Origin of the sequence: Cyanobium sp. Alchichica 3B3-8F6 (assembly GCF_024346435.1) — a bacterium.
Lineage (GTDB): Bacteria > Cyanobacteriota > Cyanobacteriia > PCC-6307 > Cyanobiaceae > Cyanobium_A.
Genome location: NZ_JAGQCZ010000002.1, coordinates 249,231 through 274,017, shown reverse-complemented (window position 1 = coordinate 274,017; position 24,787 = coordinate 249,231). Strand labels below are relative to the sequence as shown.

Here is a 24,787-nt window from a genome sequence, read left to right as displayed (position 1 = left end):
TCAACCAGTCGATCCTCGACGGCCAAGGCCGTGTGGTGAACACCTGGGCAGACGTGCTGAACCGTGCAGGCCTGGGCATGGAAGTGATGCACGAGCGCAACGCTCACAACTTCCCGCTCGACCTGGCTGCAGCAGAGGCCACCCCCGTGGCTCTGACCGCACCGGCAATCGGCTGAGGCAACAGCCTCTGCTGAGCGTGACGCTCAAACGGAATCCCTCAAGCCCCCTCCTCGGAGGGGGCTTTTTCATGGGAGATGGCCTTGGAAATGGTTGTGGCGTTGTTGCACAGGCTGTTTCACAACCGCAACAGCGGCTTTGAATACACCACCTGGGGATCGGGATCAGGCCTTCCGCCAGATCACCGCGCTGCGGCGCCGGGGATACAGCTCTCGGCACAGTGGGCAGCTGGAAGTCGACGGGCCTTCTGCTGTTTTCTTGGGGTTAGTGAGCAAGGAGAATGGATATCAGTTTTCTTGGGTACTCTTTGCTTCTAGTGATTTTGCCGCGATCATTATCGGCTTTTGAAAGATTTAAATTCTGAGTGCTGCTGGCTTTTCGTACTCTGAATGGTGAAGAAGCTTTTCTTTTGATGAGCTGAAGTCAGACCAGCTTGCGCCTGGCGTTGCATTTCGGTAAGCAGGCAGCTTGGCTGGGGCCCTCTGCTCAAAAGCCCTGGCTTCATCTGCCAGAGGGCTCTTTCGATTGCGACTGCTCGACTTTCTCTGTGTGGATCAAGCCGGTGATCGGATTTGAACCGACGACCTACTGATTACGAATCAGTTGCTCTACCCCTGAGCTACACCGGCATTCTGTTGAAATTAGCATTCAGCGGTCAGCCTGAAGCGGTGCGTGACGATGGGATCCAAGCCTGAATCGATTGATCCCGCATTGAGGGAGCGACTGTTGCTGGAGGCTCGCACTCCGTGGCGGGGGCTGCGCCGTGCGGTGTGGCTTGCCCTAGCGGCCTCGGGGGCGGTGGGGTTGGCGACGATGGCGATGCGATCAGCGAGTGGGGCTGACGTGCCCTCAGGTGATCTCCTCATCCAGATCGGCGCTTTCGCCCTCTTCGGTGGGTTGCTCTGGTTCGATCGCAACCGTGCCACCAGCTAACGGCTCAGGAGCGGAGGTTGGCGCTGGAGGCTCCGGCTCAGGCTCAGGTGTCACTTCCGACGCGGTGGGCGTTGGCTGGGGCGGGGTGGGATTGGTGATTTGCAGGGGGCTCAGCAGCAGCAGCGGCAACCCCAAGCACAGCCGCTCGGATTCCAGTTGCACGGGGGTGAGGGGCACGCAGGTGGCGAGTGCAGCTGGGCTCCGGCTCAGCAGCCCGATCGCCTGGCTCAGTTGTTGCCACTGCCACAGCATCAGGGCCAGCAGAGGGCAGGCCAACAGCAGCCCAACAAAACGGGGGCTGGCCGCTAGGGGCGAGAGGGGGGAGGCCAGGGCGGCGTGCTGATCCATCCACCAGAACAGGGGCAGCAGGGCCGCCGCTGCCAGCACTAGGGCCACCTTTGCGGGCAGCGGACTCTGCAGGGCAGCCAGGCTGCGCTGGGCTTCGCTGCGCGCTCTCACGGGCACCTGGACCAGCAGCAGTGAGCAAACGTCAGCAGGACGCTGCCAGAGCACGATGGCGGGCCCCAGGGCCCCGATGGCCCAGGCCAGCAGGCGCTCCAGGCCAGGCAAAGGGCCGGGATCCGCGCCAGCAAGCACCAGCAGCAGCCCCAGCAGCTCCAGCGGAATGGCCCCGAGGGCCACGAGCTGGAGCCAGAGCAGGGGCTCGCTGCGAGGGTTCACAGGGCTCAGGTGCTGAGGGTGCGGCGCTGGGTGACCAGCTTGTAGGCCTCGACGCGATCCGCTTCCTGCCAGCCGGTGTAGCGATCGGTGCCGATGCCACACTCGAAGCCAGTGGCGACTTCCTTGACGTCGTCCTTGTTGCGACGCAGGGAGTCGAGGTCGCCCTCGAACACCTTCTCCTTGCCGCGCCACACCCGCACCTTGCAGTTGCGCTGCAGCTTGCCGGTGGTGACATAGCAACCGGCCACCGCACTGCGCCCGATCGTGAACACGGCGCGGACCTCGGCTTCGCCCAGGGACTCCTCAACCAGCTCCGGTTCCAGTAGGCCTTCCATGGCCATCTGGATGTCTTCCAGCAGCTTGTAGATGACGTCGTAGTCGCGTACGTCGACGCCGGTGGCATCGGCGGCTCGCTTGGCCCCTGGCGCCATCGAGGTGTTGAAGCCGACGATCACCGCGCCCGAGGCGGCGGCCAGGTCGACGTCGGTTTCGGTGATTTCGCCCGGAGCCGAGAGCAGCACCCGCACCTGCACTTCGCCTTGGGGCAGCTGCTCGAGGGAGCCGAGGATCGCCTCGACGGAGCCCTGCACATCGGCCTTGAGGATCAGGTTGAGCTCCTTGAGCTCGCCTTCGCTGGCCTGGCCCGACATCGAAGCCAGGGACACCCGGCGGGAGGCCATCTGTTGGGCCAGGCGGGTGGCGCGGGCCTCGTTGGCCCGATCGCCCACCACGGAGCGGGCGGTCTTCTCGTCGGGGTACACCTCAAACTCGTCGCCGGCGGTGGGCACTTCGCTGAAGCCGAGGGCTTCGACGGCATAGGAGGGGCCGGCTTCCTTCACGCGCTTGCCGGTGTCGTCGACCATGGCGCGCACCTTGCCGAGCACCGGACCCGCCGCCAGCACGTCGCCGGCCTTCAGGGTGCCGTTCTGCACCAACAGCGTGGCCACTGGTCCCTTGGCCTTGTCGAGGTGAGCCTCGATCACGGTGCCCCTGGCCATCCGATCCGGGTTGGCCTGGAGGTCTTCCACCTCCGTCACCAGCAGGATCATCTCCAGCAGCTTGTCGACGTTCTCGCCCTTGATGGCGCTCACCTGCACCATCACGGTGTCGCCGCCCCAGTCTTCGGCCACCAGTTCGAGGGCCGAGAGCTCCTGCTTCACACGGTCGGGGGAGGCGCCTTCCTTGTCGATCTTGTTGATCGCCACCACGATCGGCACCTTGGCCGCCCGAGCGTGGCTGATCGCCTCAAGGGTCTGGGGCCGCACGCCGTCGTCGGCGGCGACCACCAGCACGGCCACGTCGGTCACCTTGGTGCCGCGGGCCCGCATGGCGGTGAACGCCTCGTGGCCCGGGGTGTCGAGGAAGGTGATCTTGCGCTGTTCGCCCGCGTGGGGGATCTCCACCTGATAAGCACCGATGTGCTGGGTGATGCCCCCGGCTTCGCCGGCGGCCACACGGGTTTTGCGGATGGCGTCGAGCAGGCTTGTTTTGCCGTGGTCGACGTGGCCCATCACGGTGACCACAGGCGGGCGACGGATCAGGTAATCGCGGTCACTCTCCTCGATCATTTCCACTGTCTTGGCGGCGGCTTCCTCGACGTCGTCCTCGAGCACCGGCACGCCGAATTCTTCGGCCACCGCTTCGATCGTCGAGAGGTCGAGGCTTTGGGTGACCGTGGCGATGATCCCCTTGAAGAAGAGGCTCTTGATGATTTCGGAGCTCTCAACGCCGAGTTTCTCGGCCAGCTCCTGCACCGTGAGGTTGCCCTCCGGCACGATCAGCATCTCGGGCCGCACGGCCTTGGCTTCGCGGGAGGCCCGCAATTCCATGGCGCGGCGGCGCTGCCGCTGACGGGTGGTTTCCTTCTTGCGCTTCCGCATCGCCGCAATGGGCTTGGCGGCAGGGGTGGAGGCGGTGCGGGGCTTGGCGGGGCGGGCCAGGCTGGCCTGCAGCACGAAGGCTTCCTGCTCGCCCGCGTAGCCGCCGGTTTCGGCGGTGAGTGCATCATCGTTTTCGCCGATGATGTGCACCTTGGTGCGCTGCTTTTGCGGCGTGCGGCTGCGCAGCGCCTCCAGTTTGGCGCTGTCGTCCCAGTCGGGTCGGCGGGGGCGTCCTGCTGCACCAGCGGGCGTGGGGGCCCGGAAGCCAGGCCGCCGCGGTGCGGCCGGTGGGGTGGCGCTGGGGCGCACCAGATCGGGCGTGCCCGGGCTTGACGGTGCGCCGGCTTCGGTTCGATCCCCGGGGCGCCGTGGCGGTGGAGCAGTGGGTCGGCCGGAGGGCTTCTGGAGCTGCATCAGCTCGCCAGGGGCCATCGGCTTGCGCATGCCGGCGGGCATGCCTGGGCGGCCCGGGGCGGCGGGGCGCCCAGGGGCTCCGGGGGCGGCGCTATCGCGGCGAATCGGTTTGCCGACCAGCTCGAGAGGGGTTGGGCCGGGACGACCTGGTGCCCCTGGCTTGCCGGGGCGAACAGGGGCCGGAGCTCCAGCCCGCTGGGGTGGTGCCGGCCGCTGGCTCAGTGGCGGGCGGCCCGCCGGAGAGGCGGGGCGGCTGCTGGTGCCGCTGCCAGCGCCGGCGGGGGCGCTGGTGGGGGCGCTGGTGGGACGTCCCACCAGTTGAGGCTTGCTGGGGGCAGGTCGAACGGGCAGCTCAGGTTTCCGACTTGGCGTGGGAGCTGCCGCTGCTGGGCGGGCTGGGGGTGGGGTGCCGGGGCGAGCGGGTTTGGAGGCAATCACAACCGGCTTGCTCGGTGCGGCCGCCGCAGGCCGGGCCGGTGCTGCGGGCTTGCTGGGTGCGGGGGGCTTGCTTGCCGCCGCAGGCTTGCTGACCACGGTTGGTTTGCTAACCACTGCAGGCTTGCTGGGAGCGGCCGGTTTGCTTGAGGAAGGCGGTTGGTTGGCTGGCTTGGCCGCCACGGGCCGGGCCGGGGGCATGGCTGGCTTCGCGGCCATGGGCGGTGCTGCGGCCGTTTGGGTTGGGGTCGCTGGCCGTGGGCCGGCGGCAGGCTTGGACGCCTCGGCAGCATCATTGGCGGCCTTCTTGACCGAGAGAATCGCCTTCGTCGGGGCGGTGGGGGCAGCGGCAGCCGCCCGGTTGCCGTTGCTGCCCGCCTCGATCAGGGAGCGGATCCGGGACGCTTCGTCGTCGCTGATCGAGCTGCTGTGGCTCTTGGCCGCAACCCCCAACTTCTCGGCGGCATCGAGCACGTCCTTGTTCTCCAGGCCCATGTCCCGGGACAGCTCATAAATTCTGACTTTGCCGCTGCTGGTCATTCAGGTCTCCATGGATCGGGGCCCAGGGGCCGCCAAGCGGGGCCAAGGGGCACACCAGGCCGCACGCACACTCTGCGGCCAATGTTCATCTTGCCTTAGAGGCGAGATCAGCGCCGGGTGTTAGGCGCTTTTGCAGGGTTTCAACGATGGAATCTGAAACCTGACAGCGCAGGGCCCGTTGCAGACGCTTGCGTCGTCTGGCCTCTTCCAGGCACACCGGATTGGGGCAGAGGTAAGCCGAGCGGCCCATGCCCTGGTCCAATCCGATTCCTCCTTCGGCCAGCCGGATCACCCGCCAGAGCTGCTGGCGATCCAGCAGCGCACGACAGGCCACACAGCGCCGAAGCACGATCCGGGGCGTCACCGGGCCTCATCCTCTGCGACGGTCTCCTGTGCGACGGCCTCCTCGGCAGCAAAATCTTGGCCGTCTTCGCCAAGGTCCTCCTCGTCTTCGGGCAGGGGGTAGAGCTCCCGCAGGCGGGCGTCTTCCTCGGCCCGGGCCGCCTGCTCGATCTCCAGACGGGCTTCGGCTTCGGCCTGGAGAGCCTCCTCCTCCTGGCGCTGGGCGATCAGCTCAGACACCACGGCATCTTCGGCGGACTGGTCGTATTCGCTGGCGTTCTTGATGTCGATCTTCCAGCCCGTGAGGCGGGCCGCCAGACGCACGTTTTGCCCTTCGCGGCCGATGGCGAGGCTGAGTTGGTCAGGGGGCACCAGCACGTGGGCGTGCTGGCCTTCCGGGTCCACCAGTCGCACCATCTCCACTCGCGCCGGGCTGAGGGAGTTGGCGATGTATTGGCCCGGGTCGGGCGACCAGCGGATCACGTCGATCTTCTCGCCGCGCAGCTCGTTGACCACCTGCTGGATGCGGGAACCGCGGGCGCCGATGCAGGCACCCACTGGGTCGACTTCGCGCTCCACGGAATCCACGGCCACCTTGGTGCGCGGCCCCACTGAGCGGGAGGGGGGATTGGCTTCCCGCGCCACAGCCACGATCCGTACCGAGCCCTCCTGGATCTCGGGCACCTCGTTCTCAAACAGGTACACAACCAGGCCGGCGTTGGAGCGGCTCACAAACAGTTGGGGGCCTCGCCGGGCCACCTCGCTCACTTCCTTGAGGAACACCTTGAAGGTGGCGTTGGCGCGGTAGTTGTCGTTGGGTAGTTGGTCGCGGCGGGGGAGCTCAGCCTCCACCTCGGGCCGGCCCAAGCCACTGCTCACAGCCATGATCACGCTCTGGCGCTCGAAGCGGATCACCCGGGCCGTGAGCACGGGGTCTTCGAGGTCGGCGAATTCCTCCTGAATCATGCGGCGCTGTTGGTCACGCAGCTTCTGGGCCAGCACCTGCTTGGTGGTGGCGGCGGCCATGCGGCCGAACTCTTCTTTTTCGGGGGTGACGTCGAGCACCACGGTGTCGCCGATCTGGGCGTCATCGGCGACCTGTTGCACCTCGGCCAGGGAAATCTGGTGGTCTTCGCTCTCCACCTCCTCGACAATGATTTTCGAGGCCAGCACCCGGTAGCCCTCCTCTTCCAGGTCGAGGCCGACGTCGAAGTTGGAGAAGTAGTCCTCCTCAAAAGGGTCTTCGCTGATTCCCAAATACAGGGTGCGGCGATAGCGCTCGTAGCCCTTGAGCAGGGCTTCACGCAGGGCGGCCTCCACAACGGCGGGTGGCAATTTCTTCTCGTCGCTGATGTCCTCGATCAGGTTGTTCAGACCGGGGAGCAAAACCAGGGCCATGGATCAGGGGTGAGAAATGGTCAGGGAGCGGTGAAGAGGCGGATCAGGTGGGCTGGGTCGGGGTGGCCAGGCAGACGCTGATCACCGAGTCCCGCGGGATGCGCTGGGTGCGGCCGCGGATGTTGAGGTGCACATCCGTTGCATCGCGCCCTAGCAGGAGCCCTTCGCGCCGCACTTCAAGGCCCTTGCTATCGCGGCAGTGCACGGCCACTGGAAATCCGCGAAAGCTGCGGAAATCCCGGTCGTCGTGCAGATCGTCGCTGACGCCAGGGCTGCTGACCTCCAGAACATAGGCGTCGCCGAGGAGCTCGGCTGCTTCAATCGCCTCGCCGAGGGGCGCGCTCAGGGAGGCGCACTCATCGAGGCTGATGTCGCTGCCATCGGCGCGTTGCACCAGCACCTGCACCGTCATGGGGATGCGGTGGGTGAACAGATGCACGCCCTTGAGCGCGAAGCCGGATTGCGCCACAGCCGCTTGGGCCAGGCGCTCCAGATCGGGCAGGAGGGGGTGGGGCAACGCTGCAGTGGGGCTGGGGGCAGGAGGCCCGCCGGCTTTTGCAGTCTGGAAAACTGCCCATCTGCACGGTCTGTTGCATGCGCCCTTGGGCGCAAAGCTGAACCGTGACGATTGGGATTGCCCGCCGGGCAAGCCATCACCCTAGGGGATGGTCCGTCCCAGGCCCCATGCCGCCCAAGGGAGGCATCTCAATCACCGGGGCTTCGGCGAAGTAGTCGCTGGGCTGCACGGTGCCGCGCTGGCCGGCGTCCTGGTTGAGGCACTGGCCCTTCTGCTCGGCGGTGCGCAGGTATTGGCAAACCCTGGCCCAGAGCTTGGCGCGCGTGCCCGGGGCGCCCTGGCTGAAATGCACCAGGTCGTTGCCGCCAACCATGCCCTGGATCTCCACCTGGCAGAGCGTGCAGCGCTGGCGGGTGCCGGGGGGGATTGCTGCCATGGCCGCCTATGCGATCAAACGCCAACTTAGGCGGATGGGCCTGGCTCAGTTCACTCTGCTGTGTTGGCGGCGTCCCTAGCCTTGGAGCCGCGATTGCAGGGCTCCTGCCCCTTTTCCGTGAATGGGTTGTCGATGAAGTGGGTGAGGGTTTGCTCCGTGCTGCTGGTTCCCCTGCTCTGGCTGGGCTCGGCAGTTGGCCTGATGGTTGCCTGGGAGGCCGGTTGGGGGGGTGGCGAGTCTGCAGCCCTGGCCCTGGAGATGCCCGCCACTGCCGTGGTGCCAACCAGTCCCGTGGTTCCAACCAGTCCCTTGGTGCCCACCAGTCCCCATAGCTTTGTGGCTGATGCGGCCCGGGCCGTGGCCCCCGCGGTGGTGCGCATCGACACCGAGCGGGAGGTGGCCCGCCAGCCCTTTGATCCCGCCCTGCTGGATCCGTTGTTGCGCGACCTGTTTGGCGATCCCTCCGGCAGCATGCGCGAGCGGGGTCAGGGCTCCGGGGTGGTGATCGATGCCGGCAAGGGCTTGGTGCTCACCAATGCCCACGTGGTCGACCAGGTGGACAGCGTTGAGGTGACCCTGGCCGATGGCCTGCACGTGGATGGGGCTGTGGTGGGGGCCGACTCGGTCACCGATCTGGCCGTGGTCAAAATTCCTGGCTCCCGGGATCTGCGCGCCGCGCCCCTGGGGGATTCCGAAGCCCTGGAAGTGGGCGACTGGGCCATTGCCATGGGCAGTCCTTACGGACTTGAGCGCACGGTGACGCTGGGGATCGTGTCAAGCCTGCACCGCAACATCAACAGCCTCGGTTTCGCCGATAAGCGCCTCGACCTGATCCAGACCGACGCCGCGATCAACCCCGGCAACTCCGGGGGGCCGCTGATCAATGCCACTGGTGAAGTGATCGGCATCAACACCCTCGTCCGCTCAGGCCCTGGTGCTGGCCTCGGCTTTGCGATTCCGATCAACCTGGCCCGAGGGGTGGCCGCCCAGCTCAGCACCGGCGGCCAGGTGGTGCACCCCTATCTCGGGTTGCAGCTGGTGCCGCTCACCGCCCGTCGGGCCCGCGACAACAACCGCGACCCCGACGCCCTGTTGCAGCTTCCGGAGCGGGATGGGGCGCTGGTGCAGCGGGTGCTGCCCGCCAGTCCGGCGGAAACGGCGGGCTTGCGTCGCGGCGATCTGGTGGTGGGCGTCGCCGACCAGCCGGTGCCCGATCCGGCCAGCCTGCTTGAGCGGGTGGAACGCAGCAGTGTTGGAGAGCCCCTGCCGCTGACCGTGGTCCGCGGCCAGCGGGAGCTCAGCCTCACGATCAAGCCGGCGGCGTTGCCCCACACCGGATGAACGCTGCTACGGTCGCGGCCCGAGAGAGGAGCACTGGATGTCGGACCTGCAGGACCGGATGAAGCAGGCCGTGGCAACCGCTGCCACCGAGCAGATCCGCAGCGGCATGGTGGTGGGCCTGGGCTCCGGCTCCACCGCGGCCCTGATGATTCAGGCCCTCGGGGCGAAGCTCAACAGCGGCGAACTCACCGATGTGGTGGGGGTCACCACATCGTTTCAGGGGGAGGTGCTGGCCGCCGAGCTGGGCATTCCGCTCAAGAGCCTCAATGCGATCGAGCGCATCGATCTCGCCATCGACGGGGCCGATGAGGTCGATCCCTCCTTCCAGCTGATCAAGGGCGGTGGCGCCTGCCACGTGCAGGAGAAGCTGGTGGCCCGCCGCGCCGAGCGCTTTGTGGTGGTGGTGGATGCCACCAAGCTTGTCGACACGCTCAACCTGGGCTTTCTGCTGCCGGTGGAGGTGCTTCCCGGCGCCTGGCGTCAGGTGCAGGCTGAGCTCGCCGCCATGGGCGGTGATGCCCAGCTGCGCATGGCTGTGAAGAAGGCCGGCCCGGTGGTGACCGACCAGGGCAACCTGGTGCTGGATGTGAAATTTGCCGGCGGGATCAGCGATCCGGCGGGCCTGGAAGCGGCGATCAATAACCTGCCCGGCGTGCTGGAGAACGGTCTGTTCGTCAACATCACCGACCAGGTGCTGGTGGGTGAAATCGTTGATGGCCAGCCGCGGGTGCGTGATCTGGTGAAGCGCTAGGCCAGCCCGCTCACGTCAGCCGGCGCCGCACCGATTCGGCGTGGCTGTGGAGTCCTTCACTCTCCGCCAGGCTGATGACGGCAGCCCCGGTGGCCTCCAGGGCCTCCCGGTTGAACCGGATCAAACTGGTGTGGCGCAGAAAGGTCTCCACGCTCAGGGCGCCGGCAAACCGTGCCGTGCCTGAGGTGGGCAGGGTGTGGTTGGGGCCGGCGAGATAGTCGCCCACGGCCTCGGGTGTGTAGGGCCCCATGAAGATGGCGCCGGCGTGCTGGATCTGCTCGGCCAGGCGCTCCGGGTCTTCGACCAGCAACTCCAGGTGCTCGGGCGCAAAACAGTCGCTGAGCCGGGCCGCCTGGGTGAGGCTGTCGCACACCACGATCAGGCCCCAGTCGTTCAGGGCCGTGCGGGTGATCTCGGCCCTGGGGTGGTTTTCAAGCTGGGCCTCCAGCGCTGCGGGTAGGGCCGCAGCCAGCGCTTCGCTGGTGGTGAGCAGGATGGCTGCGGCCAGGGGGTCGTGTTCGGCCTGGGCCAGCAGGTCGGCTGCCACTTGGTCGACGCGGGCTGTGTGGTCGGCGATCACCAGCACCTCGCTCGGGCCGGCGAGGGAATCAATCGCCACCCGGCCAAATACAGCCTTTTTCGCCAGGGTCACGTAGAGGTTGCCCGGGCCGCTGATCACGTCCACCTGGGGAATGGTTTCGGTGCCGTAGGCCAGGGCGCCGATTGCCTGGGCACCCCCCACCCGGTACACCTCCTCCACACCGGCCAGATGGGCGGCCGCCAGCACGGTGGCGTTGGGTTCGCCCCCGGGGCCGGGGGGCGTCACCATCACCAGCCGTTGCACCCCTGCCACCCGCGCCGGCACGGCGTTCATCAGCACGGTGCTGGGGTAGGAGGCCCGCCCCCCCGGCACGTAGAGGCCAGCCCGCTCCACCGGTCGCCAGCGCCGACCCAGCTGTTCGCCGTGGGGACCGGTGATGGCGAGGTCGGCGGGGAGTTGCTGCTGGTGGAAGGCCAGGATTCGCTGGTGAGCCAGGCGCAGGGCTTCCTGCAGTGGCACGGGGGTGGCCTGCCATGCCGCCGCCAGCCGTTCGCGCGGAATGCGCAGCGGATCGGGTCGCACGCCATCAAACCGTTCGGTGAGCTCCAGCAGGGCCTGATCCCCCTGGGTCTGCACCTGGGTGAGGATCGCCTCCACACGGGCCATCTCCTCCTGCATGCGGCCGCCGCTAGTGCGTTCGGCGATGGCGGCTAGGCGTTCGGCCGCTGGGCTGCCACCGGCCGAGGGCCTGGCAACGGACGAGGCGTCATCCCGCAGGCAGGTGATCGACAGAGCGGTAGGCGACGCGACCACGGGTCAGGACTGGCGGCAACACGTCGACAAGCTAGTGCGGCACTGCCTTGGCAAGGTTTTGGGGGTTGCTGGGCAGCCTGGCGGTAGGATCCGCGTTTGCCGATCCAGCGTCCGTCCGCCTGTGGCTAATAACAAGTCGTCGAAGAAGCGCATTGAAGTTGCCGAGCGCAATCGCCTCCGCAACCGCAACTACAAGTCGGCCCTGCGCACCTTGATGAAGCGCTGCTTCACCGCCTGCACCGCCTACAGCCAGGAGCCTGGCGAAACCGCCAAAACGGCCGTTCAGACCAGCATGAACGCCGCTTTCAGCAAGATTGATAAGGCCGTGAAGGTGGGTGTGCTGCACAGCAACACCGGTGCTAACCAGAAGTCGCGCCTCAGCGCGGCCGTGAAAAAAGTGATCGAGCCGGCGGTGGCCGCCAAGGCCTGAGCTCCTGCCTCGACACCTTGAGCCTCCGGTGCCCACCGAGGCAGCAGATCCTGGGAATGGCCACAATGGTTGCCATTCCCAGGATTTTGTTGTGCCATGGCTCTGAGCCCAGCCACAGCTCTGAGCCCAGCCACAGCCGTGACTCCAGCGGCGCTGGTCGACAGCCACTGTCACATCGTGTTCCGCAATTTCGACGAGGACCTCGAGGAGGTGGCCCAGCGCTGGCGGGATGCCGGCGTGCAGGCTCTGGTTCATGCCTGCGTGGAGCCTTCGGAGATTCCAGCGATCCGGGCCCTGGCCGATCGCTTTCCCGAGCTGCGCTATTCCGTGGGAGTCCATCCCCTCGATACCGAGCACTGGCGCGACGACACCGCTGGCGTGCTGCGCCAGGCCGCCCAGGCCGATTCCCGCGTGGTGGCCATTGGTGAGCTGGGCCTCGATCTGTTTCGTGACCACAACCTCGAGCAGCAGCTCGCCATGCTGGAGCCCCAGCTGGATCTGGCGGTGGAGCTGGATCTGCCGGTGATCGTGCACTGCCGCGATGCGGCCGAACCGATGTTGGCCCTGCTGCGCCAGCGGGCTGCGCGCGGTGCTTGCCCCCGCGGCGTGATGCATTGCTGGGGGGGCAACCCCAAGGAAATGGAGGGGTTTCTGGAGCTGGGTTTTTACATCAGCTTCAGCGGCACCGTCACGTTTCCCAAAGCGGAGGCCACCCATGCCTGTGCCCGGCAGGTGCCCGCGGATCGCTACCTGGTGGAAACCGACTGCCCCTTTCTGGCGCCGGTCCCCCGGCGGGGCAAACGCAATGAGCCGGCGTTCGTGGCGTCGGTGGCGGCGCGGGTGGCCGAGCTGCGTGGGGAAACCCTCACGCAAGTGGCCAATACCAGCACTTCCAATGCGGCCGAGCTGTTCCGCCTGCCGCTTCACAATGTATGATATTTCATTGGCCTGGAAGCGGAAGCGCTCCTTGTTGTCGACGTCTGCAGTCTTGAAGCAATCCCGTTGAGCAAGCCCCCTCGGGCAGCCGTTCCCCGCTCGGGGGGCGGCTGTTTGTGTGGGCGGCTGCGGGCCGTCAAGACTGCAGCGCCCGCCATGGGGTGCCCCACCGGCCAGTCCTTTCCCACCCGTTCCTGCAGGTTCACCGCATGAGCAGCGCGATCCAGGTCGCTAAGACCGTTACTTACCTGCCCGATTTGGTGGAGGTGCAGCGCGCCAGCTTCAAATGGTTCCTGGAGAAGGGGTTGATCGAAGAGCTCGAGAGCTTTTCGCCGATCACCGACTACACCGGCAAGCTTGAGCTGCACTTCATCGGTAGCGAGTACCGCCTGAAGCGCCCCCGCCACGATGTGGAAGAGGCCAAGCGCCGTGACGCGACCTTCGCGTCCCAGATGTATGTCACCTGCCGCCTGGTCAACAAGGAGACCGGCGAAATCAAGGAGCAGGAGGTGTTCATCGGCGAACTGCCGCTGATGACCGAACGCGGCACGTTCATCATCAATGGCGCCGAGCGCGTGATCGTCAACCAGATCGTCCGCTCGCCCGGCGTCTACTTCAAGGACGAGCAGGACAAGAACGGCCGCAAGACCTTCAACGCTAGCCTGATCCCCAATCGCGGTGCCTGGCTGAAGTTCGAGACTGACAAGAACGACCTGCTGCACGTTCGCGTCGACAAGACCCGCAAGATCAACGCCCACGTGCTGATGCGGGCCATTGGTCTGTCGGACAACGATGTGCTCGACAAGCTGCGGCACCCCGAGTACTACCAGAAGTCGATCGAGGCGGCCAACGACGAGGGCATTTCCTCGGAAGACCAGGCCCTGCTGGAGCTCTACAAGAAGCTGCGTCCCGGTGAGCCCCCCTCCGTCAGCGGCGGCCAGACCCTGCTGCACAGCCGCTTCTTCGACCCCAAGCGCTACGACCTGGGTCGGGTGGGCCGCTACAAGATCAACAAAAAGCTGCGCCTCACCATTCCCGATGCGGTGCGCACCCTCACCCCTGAGGACGTGCTGAGCACGATCGACTACCTGATCAACCTTGAGCTCGATGTGGGCGGTGCCTGCCTCGATGACATCGACCACCTCGGCAATCGCCGCGTCCGCTCCGTCGGCGAGCTGCTGCAGAACCAGGTGCGCGTCGGCCTGAATCGCCTCGAGCGGATCATCAAGGAGCGGATGACGGTTGGTGAGACCGAGAGCCTTACCCCCGCCCAGCTGGTGAACCCCAAGCCCCTGGTGGCGGCGATCAAGGAGTTCTTCGGCTCCAGCCAGCTGAGCCAGTTCATGGATCAGACCAACCCCCTGGCGGAGCTCACCCACAAGCGCCGCATCAGTGCCCTCGGCCCAGGCGGTCTGACCCGCGAGCGGGCCGGCTTTGCCGTGCGCGACATCCACCCCTCCCATTACGGCCGCATCTGCCCGATCGAAACGCCGGAAGGTCCGAACGCCGGTCTGATCGGTTCGCTGGCCACCCACGCCCGGGTGAATGAGTACGGCTTCATCGAAACCCCGTTCTGGAAGGTGGAGAACGGCATCGTCCACAAGAGTGGCGATCCCATCTACCTCTCCGCCGACCTGGAGGACGAGTGCCGCGTCGCCCCCGGTGACGTGCCGACCGACGCGGACGGCCGAATCACCGCCGAGCTGGTGCCGGTGCGCTATCGCCAGGACTTTGAGAAGGTGCCGCCCGAGCAGGTGGACTACGTGCAGCTTTCACCGGTGCAGGTGATTTCGGTGGCCACCTCCCTGATCCCCTTCCTGGAGCACGACGACGCCAACCGGGCCCTGATGGGCTCCAACATGCAACGTCAGGCGGTGCCCCTGCTCCGCCCCGAGCGTCCCCTGGTGGGCACGGGCCTGGAAACCCAGGTCGCCCGCGACTCCGGCATGGTGCCGATCACCCGGGTCAACGGCACGGTCACCTTTGTGGATGCCACCGCCATCGTCATCCGCGATGAGCAGGGCACCGACCATGTGCACCACCTGCAGAAGTACCAGCGCTCCAACCAGGACACCTGCCTGAACCAGCGCCCGATCGTCCGCCAGGGCGACACGGTGATTGCCGGCCAGGTGCTGGCGGATGGCTCGGCCTGCGAGGGCGGCGAGATCGCCCTTGGCCAGAACGTGCTGATCGCCTACATGCCCTGGGAGGGCTACAACTACGAGGACGCCATCCTGCTCAGCGATCGGCTGGTGCACGACGACCTCTACACCTCGGTGCACATCGAGAAGTACGAGATCGAGGCCCGTCAGACCAAGCTTGGACCCGAGGAAATCACCCGGGAAATCCCGAACGTGGCCGAGGAGAGCCTGGGTCATCTCGACGAGATGGGCATCATCCGCATCGGCGCCTATGTCGAAAGCGGCGACATCCTGGTGGGCAAGGTGACCCCCAAGGGTGAATCCGACCAGCCCCCCGAAGAGAAGCTGCTGCGCGCAATCTTCGGTGAGAAAGCCCGCGATGTGCGCGACAACTCCCTGCGGGTTCCCAGCACCGAGCGGGGTCGCGTGGTGGACGTGCGCATCTACACCCGCGAGCAGGGCGACGAGCTGCCGCCGGGCGCGAACATGGTGGTGCGGGTCTATGTGGCCCAGCGCCGCAAGATCCAGGTGGGCGACAAGATGGCCGGCCGCCACGGCAACAAGGGCATCATCAGCCGGATCCTGCCCCAGCAGGACATGCCCTACCTGCCCGATGGCACCCCGATCGACATCGTGCTCAACCCCCTGGGTGTGCCGAGCCGCATGAACGTGGGCCAGGTGTTCGAGTGCCTGATGGGCTGGGCCTCATCGCACCTCGACTGCCGCGTCAAGGTGGTGCCCTTTGACGAGATGCACGGTGCCGAGAAGAGCAAGCAGACGGTGCAGGCCTACCTGGAAGAGGCGGCCAAGCTGCCTGGCAAGGATTGGGTCTACGACCCGGAAAACCCTGGCAAAATCCAGCTGATCGATGGCCGCAGCGGCGAACCGTTCGACCAGCCGGTGACCGTGGGTTATGCCCACATCCTCAAGCTGGTGCACCTGGTGGACGACAAGATCCACGCCCGCTCCACCGGCCCCTACTCGCTGGTGACCCAGCAGCCCCTGGGCGGTAAGGCCCAGCAGGGCGGCCAGCGCCTGGGTGAGATGGAGGTGTGGGCCCTCGAGGCCTACGGCGCCGCCTACACCCTGCAGGAACTGCTCACCGTCAAGTCCGACGACATGCAGGGCCGCAACGAGGCGCTCAACGCCATCGTCAAGGGCAAGCCGATTCCCCGCCCCGGCACTCCCGAGTCGTTCAAGGTGCTGATGCGCGAGCTGCAGTCGCTTGGTCTCGATATCGCCGTGTACACCGATGCCGGCGAAGAAGTGGATCTGATGCAGGACGTCAACCCCCGCCGCAGCACCCCCAGCCGGCCCACCTACGAATCCCTCGGCGTCGCGGACTATGACGACGACTGATCGCTGATTGATCGCGGACCGCTCCTCTGGGCGTTGCCGTGCCACTCCTTCCTCTCTCGATCTCCGCGAGCTCCAAGCCGATGTCCAACAGCAACCTCCGCACCGAAAACCACTTCGACTACGTCAAGATCACCTTGGCGTCGCCTGAGCGGATCATGCAGTGGGGGCAGCGCACGCTGCCCAATGGTCAGGTGGTGGGTGAAGTCACCAAGCCCGAAACCATCAACTACCGCACGCTGAAGCCCGAGATGGACGGGCTGTTCTGCGAGAAGATCTTTGGCCCGTCCAAGGATTGGGAATGCCACTGCGGCAAATACAAACGGGTGCGTCACCGCGGCATCGTGTGTGAGCGCTGCGGTGTGGAGGTGACCGAGAGCCGGGTGCGGCGCCACCGCATGGGCTTCATCAAGCTGGCGGCACCCGTGTCCCACGTTTGGTATCTCAAGGGCATTCCCAGCTACGTGGCGATCCTGCTGGATATGCCCCTGCGCGATGTCGAGCAGATCGTCTATTTCAACTGCTATGTGGTGCTCGATCCGGGCGACCACAAGGACCTCACCTACAAGCAGCTGCTCACCGAAGATGAGTGGCTGGAGATTGAAGATCAGATCTACGCCGAGGATTCGGAGATCGAGAATGAGCCCATGGTGGGCATCGGCGCCGAAGCGCTGAAGCAACTGTTGGAAGATCTCGAGCTCAACGAAACCGCTGAGCAGCTGCGGGAGGACATCGCGGCCAGCAAAGGCCAGAAGCGGGCCAAGCTGATCAAGCGCCTGCGCGTGATCGACAACTTCATCGCCACCGGGGCCCGGCCCGAATGGATGGTGCTGGATGTGATCCCGGTGATCCCCCCGGATCTCCGCCCGATGGTGCAGCTCGACGGCGGTCGCTTCGCCACTTCCGACCTCAACGATCTCTACCGCCGCGTCATCAACCGGAACAACCGCCTGGCGCGTCTGCAGGATATCCTGGCTCCAGAAATCATCGTCCGCAACGAGAAGCGGATGCTGCAGGAGGCTGTCGACGCCTTGATCGACAACGGTCGCCGCGGTCGCACCGTGGTGGGTGCGAATAATCGGGCGCTGAAGTCACTCAGCGACATCATTGAAGGCAAGCAGGGTCGCTTCCGTCAGAACCTGCTCGGCAAGCGGGTCGATTACTCGGGTCGGTCCGTGATCGTGGTGGGTCCGAAGCTGAAGATGCACCAGTGCGGTCTGCCCAAGGAGATGGCGATCGAGCTGTTCCAGCCGTTCGTGATCCATCGCCTGATCCGCCAGAACATCGTCAACAACATCAAGGCGGCCAAGAAGCTGATCCAGCGCGCCGACGATGAGGTGATGCAGGTGCTGCAGGAGGTGATCGAAGGCCATCCGATCCTGCTCAACCGCGCTCCGACCCTGCACCGCCTCGGCATCCAGGCCTTTGAGCCGAAGCTGGTCGATGGCCGCGCCATTCAGCTGCACCCGCTGGTGTGCCCCGCCTTCAACGCCGACTTCGACGGTGACCAGATGGCTGTGCACGTGCCCCTGGCCATTGAGGCGCAGACCGAAGCCCGCATGTTGATGCTGGCCAGCAACAACATCCTGTCGCCCGCTACCGGTGAGCCGATCATCACTCCGTCCCAGGACATGGTGCTCGGCGCCTACTACCTCACGGCGGAGCAGCCCGGCTCGGTGAAGCCCGAGTTTGGCGATCGCGCCAAAACCTTCGCCAGCCTCGATGACGTCATCGACGCCTTTGAAGAAAAGCACCTGTCGCTGCACGATTGGGTGTGGGTGCGCTTCAGCGGCGAGGTTGAGAGCGACGACGAAGACAACCAGCCCCAGAAGGAAGAGACCCTCAGCGATGGCACCCGCATCGAGCAGTGGCTGTACCGCCGCGACCGTTTCGATGAAGACGGAGCGCTGATCAGCCGTTATCTGCTCACCACGGTGGGCCGCGTGGTGATCAACCACACGATCATCGACGCCGTGGCTGCGACCTGACGGCCGTTGCGAATCCAGGGTCTGGGTTCCCGTTTTTCGTTTCTCCTTTCGTCTTTCCTCCGCGCGCAGCCATGACCGCCACCCCCGCCAAGAAAACCACCAAGAAGAGCGCCAAAAAGGCCGCCGAGGCTGCTGCCCTGGAAACTGCCGCCATCGCCGCGGTAGCCGCCAGCAAAGCCCTCAGCAAGCAGGCGCCGCCGTTCCGCAATCGCGTGATCGACAAGAAGGCCCTGCGCAACCTCGTGGCCTGGGCGTACAAGCACCACGGCACCGCCGCCACGGCCTCGATGGCCGACGAGCTGAAGGACCTGGGTTTCCACTACGCCACCCAGGCGGCCGTGTCGATTTCCGTCGACGACCTGCGCATCCCCGGTGATAAGGCGGCGTTGCTGGCAGAAGCCGAAGAGCAGATCACCGAAACCGAAGAGCGCTACCGCCTCGGCGAGATCACCGAGGTGGAGCGTCACACCAAGGTGATCGACACCTGGACCGAAACGAACGAACGTCTCGTGGCGGCCGTGCGCCGCAATTTCAACGACAACGATCCACTCAACTCGGTGTGGATGATGGCCAACTCCGGCGCCCGGGGCAACATGTCCCAGGTGCGCCAGCTGGTGGGCATGCGCGGCCTGATGGCCAACCCGCAAGGGGAAATCATCGACTTGCCGATCCGCACCAACTTCCGTGAGGGCCTCACCGTCACGGAATACGTGATCTCCTCCTACGGCGCCCGCAAGGGCCTCGTTGACACGGCTCTGCGCACCGCCGACTCGGGCTACCTCACCCGGCGTCTGGTGGACGTGGCTCAGGACGTGATCGTGCGCGAGGACGACTGCGGCACCACCCGCAGCATCCCGATCGACGCCGATGAGAAGGGCGCTTTCGGCAGCAAGCTGATCGGCCGTCTAGCGGCCGAGCCGGTGGTGGCTGAAGACGGCGAAACCCTGGTGGAGCGCGATGGTGAGATCGACGCCCCCCTGTCGCGGCGGATCGAAGCCGGTGGCGTGAAAACCGTAAAGGTGCGCTCCCCGCTCACCTGTGAAGCCTCCCGTTCGGTGTGCCGCAAGTGCTACGGCTGGGCCCTGGCCCACAACCAGTTGGTGGATCTGGGCGAGGCTGTCGGCATCGTCGCCGCCCAGTCGATCGGTGAGCCTGGAACCCAGCTCACCATGCGGACCTTCCACACCGGTGGTGTGTCCACGGCTGAAACCGGTGTGGTGCGCTCCCTGGTGGATGGCACAGTTGAATTCGGTCCCAAGGCCCGGGTGCGCCCCTTCCGGACCCCCCACGGCGTGGAGGCCCAGCTCGCAGAAACCGATTTCACCCTCACCGTTAAACCCACCGGCAAGGGCAAGATCCAGAAGCTCGACATCGTCAACGGCTCGATCCTGTTTGTGGCCGACGGCGACACCGTTCCCGGTGACACGATCCTGGCCCAGATTGCGGCTGGTGTGACGGTCAAGAAGAGCGTTGAGAAGGCCACCAAGGATGTGATCTGCGACCTGGCTGGCCAGGTGCGCTATGAGGACGCGATTCAGCCCAAGGAGGTCACCGACCGCCAGGGCAACATCACCCTCAAGGCCCAGCGCCTGGGCCGGATGTGGGTGTTCAGCGGCGATGTCTACAACCTGCCCCCCAATGCCTTGCCCGTGGTAGAGGGCAACAAGGCCGTCACCACCGGTGAGATGTTGGCGGAAAGCCGCCTGGTGAGCGAATACGGCGGTGCCGTGCGCCTGCGGGAGAGCGCCGGCGACTCCCGCGAAGTGCAGATCGTTACCGCCAGCCTCACCCTCAAGGACTGCAAGTTGGTGGGCGAATCCACCCACTCCGGTGAGATCTGGCACCTGGAGGGTAAGGACAACATCCGCTACCGCCTCAACACGGCCCCCGGCAGCAAGATCGCCAATGGCGAAGTAATCGCTGAGCTGGCCGACGACCGTTTCCGCACCCAAACCGGTGGCACCGTCAAATTTGCGCCCGGCCTAGCGATCAAGAAAGCCCGCAGCGCCAAGAACGGCTACGAGGTGAGCAAGGGCGGCACCCTGCTGTGGATCCCCCAGGAAACCCACGAGATCAACAAGGACATCTCCCTGTTGATGATCGAGGACGGTCAGTGGATTGAAGCCGGCACCGAGGTGGTGAAGGACATCTTTAGCCAAACCGCCGGCATCGTCACGGTGACCCAGAAGAACGACATTCTGAGGGAAATCATTGTGCGCTCCGGCACCTTGCATCTGGTGTCCGATAGCAAGACCCTCGCCAAATATGCCGATGGCAAGATGGCGACTCCGGGCGAAGAGATCACCAAGGGGCTCAAGACCGAGGCCATGGTGTTCGTCGAGGCGGTCGATACACCGGATGGCGGCGCGCTGCTGTTGCGCCCGGTGGAGGAGTACGCCATCCCCGATGCAGCCCACCTGCCTGAGCTGGGCACGGTGAAGCAGTCCGGCGGCCCCTCGCTGAACCTCAAGGCCACCCAGCGTCTGGCCTTCAAGGATGGCGAGCTGATCAAGAGCGTGGATGGCGTTGAGCTGCTGCGCACGCAACTGATCCTGGAAACCATCGACACCACCCCCCAGATGACGGTGGATGTGGAGGCCGTGTCCGACAAGCGGGCCAAGACGATTGAGCGCCTGCAGCTCACCATCCTGGAAACCCTGCTTGTGCGGCGCGACACCCTCTCCGATGCGAGCCATGGTTCAACCCACACCGATCTTCAGGTGGAAGATGGAATCGCGGTGAAGCGTGGAGATGTGGTGGCCACCACCCAGATCCTCTGCAAAGAAGATGGGGTGGTGCAGCTGCCCGATCTGGTCGATGGCGAACTGATCCGCCGCCTGATCGTGGAGCGCGACGGCGACACCCGCACCATCGAACTGGGTTCGGCCAAGCCTGAGGTCGGCCTCGACCAGCGGATTGTGGATGGCGACCGGCTGGCCGAGGGTGTCGAAGCCCCCTGCTGCGGGCAGGTGGAGGCCATCAACGGCAGCACCCTCACCATCCGCCTGGGCCGCCCCTACATGGTGTCGCCCGACTCGGTGCTGCACGTGCGCGACGGCGAGCTGGTGCAGCGGGGTGATGGCCTGGCCCTGCTCGTGTTTGAGCGCCAGAAGACCGGTGACATCGTGCAGGGTCTGCCCCGGATTGAGGAACTGCTCGAAGCCCGCCGTCCGCGGGAATCGACGATCCTCTGCCGCAAGAGTGGCACCGTGCAGATCAAGCAGGGCGAAGACGACGACTCCATTACCGTCTCGGTGATTGAGCATGACGACGCCATCACCGAGTACCCGATCCTGCTGGGCCGCAACGTGATGGTGAGCGATGGCCAGCAGGTGAGCGCCGGTGAGTCGCTGACCGACGGCCCGATCAACCCCCACGAGCTGCTGGAGTGCTTCTTCGAAGACCTGCGCAGCCGCAAGCCCACAATGGAAGCGGCCCAGGAGGCGATCTCCAAGCTGCAGTTCCGGATGGTGACCGAGGTGCAGAACGTCTACAAGAGCCAGGGCGTCTCGATTAGCGACAAGCACATCGAGGTGATCGTGCGCCAGATGACCAGCAAGGTGCGCATTGAGGACGCCGGGGACACCACCCTGCTGCCCGGTGAGCTGATCGAGCTGCGTCAGGTGGAGCAAGTAAACAGCGCCATGGCGATCACCGGTGGGGCTCCCGCCGAATTCACGCCGGTGCTGCTGGGCATCACCAAGGCCTCGCTCAACACCGACAGCTTCATCTCGGCGGCCTCCTTCCAGGAGACCACCCGGGTGCTCACCGAAGCTGCCATCGAGGGCAAGAGCGACTGGCTGCGTGGCCTCAAAGAGAACGTGATCATCGGTCGTCTGATCCCGGCTGGTACCGGCTTCAGCGGCTTCGAAGAGGAGCTGCGGGCTGAGGCCGGCCCCCATCCCGACATCCTCGAGGAAGATGCCATGGGCTATCGCCGCATGCAGAACCTGCGTCCCGACTACACCGTCGAGATGCCGGCTCCGGCCGCGTCGATGGCAGTGCTTGACGATCCCTCCGATGCGGATCTGGAGGCCACCCGCAGCCGCCATGGCATCGAGGCCAGTGCCAGCGGGCTGGCGGCGTTCACCCGCCCCAACCTGGATGACGCCCTGGAGGAGGAGCTGATCGCCGATCCTGCAGCTCTCGAGGGTCTTCAGGAAGAGGGACTGCTCACCGATGAGTGATCACCATGGCTAATTCCCTGCGCACCAGCCTGAACACGCCGGTGCCCCAGCGCCGGCTGCCCCACTTCGGCTTCCACACCCACACCGAGCTGCTCAATGGCCGCCTGGCCATGCTGGGCTTTATTGCCCTGGTGGCCGTGGAATGGAAGCTGGGGCACGGGCTGCTGATCTGGCCTTGAGCACCGAGCCGGCTGCGCCTGCCTTGCCCCTGTTGGGGATGGGCCTGCCGGCGCTGGAGCACTGGGCTACCGCCCACGGCCAGGCCGCTTTCCGCGGCCGTCAACTGCACGACTGGCTCTACGCCAAGGGGGTTCGCAGCCTCGAGGGGGTGACTGTGTTGCCCAAAGCCTTTCGCGAGCACCTCGCGGCCCAACCCCCTTCTGGGGCCTTCGATTGGATCGGCCGCTCCCGGGAGCTGCACCGCAGCGTGGCCCGCGATGGCACCACCAAGCTGTTGCTGGGCACGGCCGACGGCCTCAGCATCGAAACCGTTGGCATCCCCGCCGAGGGACGGCTCACGGTTTGCGTGAGCAGTCAGGTGGGCTGCCCGATGGCCTGCCGCTTCTGCGCCACGGGCAAGGGCGGCCTGCAGCGCTCTCTGGCGGTGCACGAGATCGTCGACCAGGTGCTCAGCGTGCGCGAGGTGATGGATGCGCGCCCTAGCCACGTGGTGTTCATGGGCATGGGCGAGCCCCTGCTCAACAGCGAGGCGGTGCTGGATGCGATCCATTGCCTCTGCACCGACCTGGGCATGGCCCAGCGCCAGATCACGGTGAGCACCGTGGGGGTGCCGAAAACCCTGCCCACCCTGGCCGAGCGGGCCCTGGAGCGCCTGGGCCGCGCCCAGTTCACCCTGGCGGTGAGCCTGCATGCGCCGGATCAGCGGCTGCGCGAAGAGCTGATCCCCACAGCCCATGCCTATCCGCTCGAGGCCTTGCTGGACGACTGTCGCCGCTATGTGGCCATCACCGGCCGGCGGGTGAGTTTTGAATACATCCTGCTGGGCGGGCTCAACGACCAGCCCCGCCATGCCGTCGCCCTGGCCCAGCTGCTGCGGGGCTTCCAGAGCCATGTCAATTTGATTCCCTACAACCCGATCGCCGAGGAGGAATTCCAGCGGCCGGCTCCCGGCGCGGTGGAGGCCTTTCGCCAGGCCCTGCAGCAGCGTCATGTGGCCGTGAGCGTGCGCGCCAGTCGGGGTCTCGATGCCGACGCCGCCTGCGGCCAGCTGCGCCGGCGGCTTGAGGGGAGCCTGCAGCCGGCTTGATCAGGTGGGGTCTTTGGCGGGATCGAAGGCCCCCTTGGCCCCGTCGCCGTTCCAGGGGGTGAGCCAGGCCATCAGCAGGAAGGCCGGCAGGGAGGAGGCCACGGTGAGCAGGAAGAAACTGCTCCAGCCCACACCTTCGGCCACAAAACCAGCTTGGCCGGAGAGCACCGAGCGGCTCAGGGCGTAGACCCCAGAGAGCAGGGCGTACTGGGTGGCGGAGAAGCGGGGGTTGCAGAGGCTCATCAGCAGGGCCACGAACGCAGCGCCCACCAGCCCGCCGCCCAGGTTTTCCAGCCCCACCGCCATCAGCAGGGCCGGCATGCCGCCCTTGAAGCTCGCCAGGCCCCAGTAGGACAAGTTTCCCGCCGCCCCCACCAGGGCAAACACCCAAAGCGATCGGTTCATGCCCAACCTGGCGAACAGGATGCCGCCGAGGATCGTGCCGACGATGGTGGCGCCGATGCCCCAGCCGGCCAGCACCGAGCCCACCACCTCCGGCGGGAATCCCTGCTGGATCAGGAAGGGCACGGCCATCACGTTGAGTAGGCCATCGGGCCAGCGGTAGAGCAGCACCAGGGCCAGCAACATCAAGGCTCGGCCAGGGCCGGTGCGGTGCAGGAACTCCCAGGCCGGCCCTGCCACCGCCTGGCGCAGGCTGGACACCTGGTGCTGGATCGGCGGCAGTTTCGGGGCCGTCAGGGTGAAGGGCACCACCAGCAGCATCAGCACCGCCGAGCCAAGGAAGGCCAGGGGCCAGCCGCTGCGGCCGGCCAGGATGAAGCCCCCGGCGCCGATGGCGAGCATGGCGCCGCGGTAGCCGAGGTTGGTGGCGGCGGCGCCGCCACCCCGCTCCCGTTCGGGCAGCAGGTCGGTGCGGTACGCATCCACCACGATGTCCTGGGTGGCGCTCACCAGGGCCAGCAGCAGGGCCATCAGGCCGACGGCCGTCAGGCTGGCGGGATCCTGGCTGGGCCGCAGCAGGGCCATGGCAGCGATCACCAGCACCAGCAGCAGCTGCAGCAGCAGCAGCCAGCCCCGCCGCCGGTCGGGCCAGGGGATCGGCCAGCGATCCAGGGCCGGCGCCCAAAACATCTTCAAGGTGTAGGGCAGTTCGGCGTAGGCCAACAGGCCGATCAGCCCGAGCGGCACGCCGGAGGCGGTGAGCCAGCCCTGCAGGAGCTTGGTGCCCACCATGTAGGGCGTGCCGCTGGCCACCCCTTCGGCCGCCACCGCGGTGAGGCGCCGCCAGGTGCCGGAGGACGGGGCCATCAAGCGGGGGCAGT

The 24,787-nt window shown here is 66.1% G+C and carries 18 protein-coding genes, 1 tRNA gene and 1 pseudogene; 11 read left to right on the top strand and 9 right to left on the bottom strand.

Translation table 11 applies throughout. From position 1 onward, the window contains the following. Positions 1-176: pseudogene (locus KBY65_RS03295) on the top strand (photosystem II q(b) protein); the annotation flags it as partial. A gap of 558 nt (positions 177-734) precedes the next feature. Here KBY65_RS03295 and KBY65_RS03290 read toward each other — a convergent pair. Then, positions 735-806: transfer RNA gene (locus tag KBY65_RS03290), tRNA-Thr, on the bottom strand. A gap of 49 nt (positions 807-855) precedes the next feature. Here KBY65_RS03290 and KBY65_RS03285 point away from each other — a divergent pair. Continuing rightward, complete coding sequence (locus KBY65_RS03285; RefSeq protein ID WP_094561566.1) at positions 856-1,110, top strand: DUF3493 domain-containing protein; 255 nt, start codon at positions 856-858, stop codon at positions 1,108-1,110. Here KBY65_RS03285 and KBY65_RS03280 read toward each other — a convergent pair. The 6 genes from KBY65_RS03280 to KBY65_RS03255 form a co-directional block, all read right to left on the bottom strand. Then, positions 1,027-1,791, bottom strand: a complete 765-nt coding sequence (locus tag KBY65_RS03280) for a low-complexity tail membrane protein (protein WP_094561565.1) — start codon at positions 1,789-1,791, stop codon at positions 1,027-1,029. The genes KBY65_RS03285 and KBY65_RS03280 overlap by 84 nt on opposite strands. 5 nt (positions 1,792-1,796) lie before the next feature. After that, positions 1,797-5,060: a translation initiation factor IF-2 gene (gene infB / locus KBY65_RS03275; RefSeq protein WP_255000494.1), complete on the bottom strand. Its 3,264-nt coding sequence runs from the start codon at positions 5,058-5,060 to the stop codon at positions 1,797-1,799. An 85-nt stretch (positions 5,061-5,145) separates the two neighbouring features. After that, on the bottom strand, positions 5,146-5,424 hold the full coding sequence (locus KBY65_RS03270) for a YlxR family protein (RefSeq protein WP_198953901.1): 279 nt from the start codon (positions 5,422-5,424) through the stop codon (positions 5,146-5,148). Next, positions 5,421-6,800 (bottom strand): transcription termination factor NusA, encoded by a 1,380-nt coding sequence (gene nusA / locus KBY65_RS03265; RefSeq protein ID WP_094561563.1) that lies wholly within the window; start codon positions 6,798-6,800, stop codon positions 5,421-5,423. Before nusA ends, KBY65_RS03270 begins: the two co-directional genes overlap by 4 nt. Before the next feature lie 43 nt (positions 6,801-6,843). Next, positions 6,844-7,317, bottom strand: a complete 474-nt coding sequence (gene rimP / locus KBY65_RS03260) for a ribosome maturation factor RimP (RefSeq protein ID WP_254988502.1) — start codon at positions 7,315-7,317, stop codon at positions 6,844-6,846. Positions 7,318-7,453: 136 nt separating this feature from the next. Beyond that, complete coding sequence (locus tag KBY65_RS03255) at positions 7,454-7,753, bottom strand: hypothetical protein (protein WP_254988503.1); 300 nt, start codon at positions 7,751-7,753, stop codon at positions 7,454-7,456. Positions 7,754-7,954: 201 nt separating this feature from the next. On the opposite strand from KBY65_RS03255, the gene KBY65_RS03250 reads away from it, so the two are divergent. Both KBY65_RS03250 and rpiA read left to right on the top strand, forming a co-directional pair. Further along, a complete protein-coding gene (locus tag KBY65_RS03250) occupies positions 7,955-9,094 on the top strand; it encodes a trypsin-like peptidase domain-containing protein (RefSeq protein WP_409996056.1) in 1,140 nt (379 codons plus the stop codon). Between the two features lie 37 nt (positions 9,095-9,131). Beyond that, positions 9,132-9,845 carry a ribose-5-phosphate isomerase RpiA gene (gene rpiA, locus KBY65_RS03245; protein ID WP_254988505.1) on the top strand — a complete coding sequence of 238 codons (714 nt, stop codon included), beginning with the start codon at positions 9,132-9,134 and terminating at the stop codon, positions 9,843-9,845. A gap of 10 nt (positions 9,846-9,855) precedes the next feature. Here rpiA and hisD read toward each other — a convergent pair whose 3' ends face one another. Next, positions 9,856-11,163 (bottom strand): histidinol dehydrogenase, encoded by a 1,308-nt coding sequence (gene hisD, locus KBY65_RS03240; RefSeq protein WP_261356095.1) that lies wholly within the window; start codon positions 11,161-11,163, stop codon positions 9,856-9,858. Between the two features lie 157 nt (positions 11,164-11,320). On the opposite strand from hisD, the gene rpsT reads away from it, so the two are divergent. The 7 genes from rpsT (at position 11,321) to rlmN (ending at position 23,504) form a co-directional block, all read left to right on the top strand. Next, positions 11,321-11,629: a 30S ribosomal protein S20 gene (gene rpsT / locus KBY65_RS03235; RefSeq protein ID WP_094561558.1), complete on the top strand. Its 309-nt coding sequence runs from the start codon at positions 11,321-11,323 to the stop codon at positions 11,627-11,629. 96 nt (positions 11,630-11,725) lie between these two features. Then, entirely contained in the window at positions 11,726-12,565 is an 840-nt protein-coding gene (locus KBY65_RS03230; RefSeq protein ID WP_094561557.1) for a TatD family hydrolase, read from the top strand. Positions 12,566-12,774: 209 nt separating this feature from the next. After that, on the top strand, positions 12,775-16,065 hold the full coding sequence (rpoB, locus tag KBY65_RS03225; RefSeq protein WP_255000492.1) for a DNA-directed RNA polymerase subunit beta: 3,291 nt from the start codon (positions 12,775-12,777) through the stop codon (positions 16,063-16,065). Positions 16,066-16,145: 80 nt separating this feature from the next. After that, positions 16,146-18,050 (top strand): DNA-directed RNA polymerase subunit gamma, encoded by a 1,905-nt coding sequence (locus tag KBY65_RS03220; protein ID WP_255000491.1) that lies wholly within the window; start codon positions 16,146-16,148, stop codon positions 18,048-18,050. 71 nt (positions 18,051-18,121) lie between these two features. Next, entirely contained in the window at positions 18,122-22,237 is a 4,116-nt protein-coding gene (locus KBY65_RS03215) for a DNA-directed RNA polymerase subunit beta' (RefSeq protein ID WP_255000490.1), read from the top strand. A gap of 5 nt (positions 22,238-22,242) precedes the next feature. Continuing rightward, positions 22,243-22,416, top strand: coding sequence for a chlorophyll a/b-binding protein (locus KBY65_RS03210; RefSeq protein ID WP_255000489.1), 174 nt, complete (start codon positions 22,243-22,245; stop codon positions 22,414-22,416). Positions 22,417-22,454: 38 nt separating this feature from the next. After that, positions 22,455-23,504, top strand: a complete 1,050-nt coding sequence (rlmN, locus tag KBY65_RS03205; RefSeq protein ID WP_094561569.1) for a 23S rRNA (adenine(2503)-C(2))-methyltransferase RlmN — start codon at positions 22,455-22,457, stop codon at positions 23,502-23,504. Here rlmN and KBY65_RS03200 read toward each other — a convergent pair whose 3' ends face one another. Continuing rightward, positions 23,505-24,773 carry an AmpG family muropeptide MFS transporter gene (locus tag KBY65_RS03200; protein WP_255000488.1) on the bottom strand — a complete coding sequence of 423 codons (1,269 nt, stop codon included), beginning with the start codon at positions 24,771-24,773 and terminating at the stop codon, positions 23,505-23,507. It abuts the gene before it with no gap. Positions 24,774-24,787 lie beyond the last annotated feature (14 nt).

Bases quoted from the DNA above. Each gene is read 5' to 3' on its own strand.
- KBY65_RS03285 (WP_094561566.1), top strand. From the start codon at position 856: ATGGGATCCAAGCCTGAATCGATTGATCCCGCATTGAGGGAGCGACTG.
- infB (WP_255000494.1), bottom strand. From the start codon at position 5,060: ATGACCAGCAGCGGCAAAGTCAGAATTTATGAGCTGTCCCGGGACATG.
- nusA (WP_094561563.1), bottom strand. From the start codon at position 6,800: ATGGCCCTGGTTTTGCTCCCCGGTCTGAACAACCTGATCGAGGACATC.
- KBY65_RS03255 (WP_254988503.1), bottom strand. From the start codon at position 7,753: ATGGCAGCAATCCCCCCCGGCACCCGCCAGCGCTGCACGCTCTGCCAG.
- KBY65_RS03250 (WP_409996056.1), top strand. From the start codon at position 7,955: ATGGTTGCCTGGGAGGCCGGTTGGGGGGGTGGCGAGTCTGCAGCCCTG.
- rpiA (WP_254988505.1), top strand. From the start codon at position 9,132: ATGTCGGACCTGCAGGACCGGATGAAGCAGGCCGTGGCAACCGCTGCC.
- KBY65_RS03230 (WP_094561557.1), top strand. From the start codon at position 11,726: ATGGCTCTGAGCCCAGCCACAGCTCTGAGCCCAGCCACAGCCGTGACT.
- rpoB (WP_255000492.1), top strand. From the start codon at position 12,775: ATGAGCAGCGCGATCCAGGTCGCTAAGACCGTTACTTACCTGCCCGAT.
- KBY65_RS03220 (WP_255000491.1), top strand. From the start codon at position 16,146: ATGTCCAACAGCAACCTCCGCACCGAAAACCACTTCGACTACGTCAAG.
- KBY65_RS03215 (WP_255000490.1), top strand. From the start codon at position 18,122: ATGACCGCCACCCCCGCCAAGAAAACCACCAAGAAGAGCGCCAAAAAG.
- KBY65_RS03210 (WP_255000489.1), top strand. From the start codon at position 22,243: ATGGCTAATTCCCTGCGCACCAGCCTGAACACGCCGGTGCCCCAGCGC.
- rlmN (WP_094561569.1), top strand. From the start codon at position 22,455: ATGGGCCTGCCGGCGCTGGAGCACTGGGCTACCGCCCACGGCCAGGCC.
- KBY65_RS03200 (WP_255000488.1), bottom strand. From the start codon at position 24,773: ATGGCCCCGTCCTCCGGCACCTGGCGGCGCCTCACCGCGGTGGCGGCC.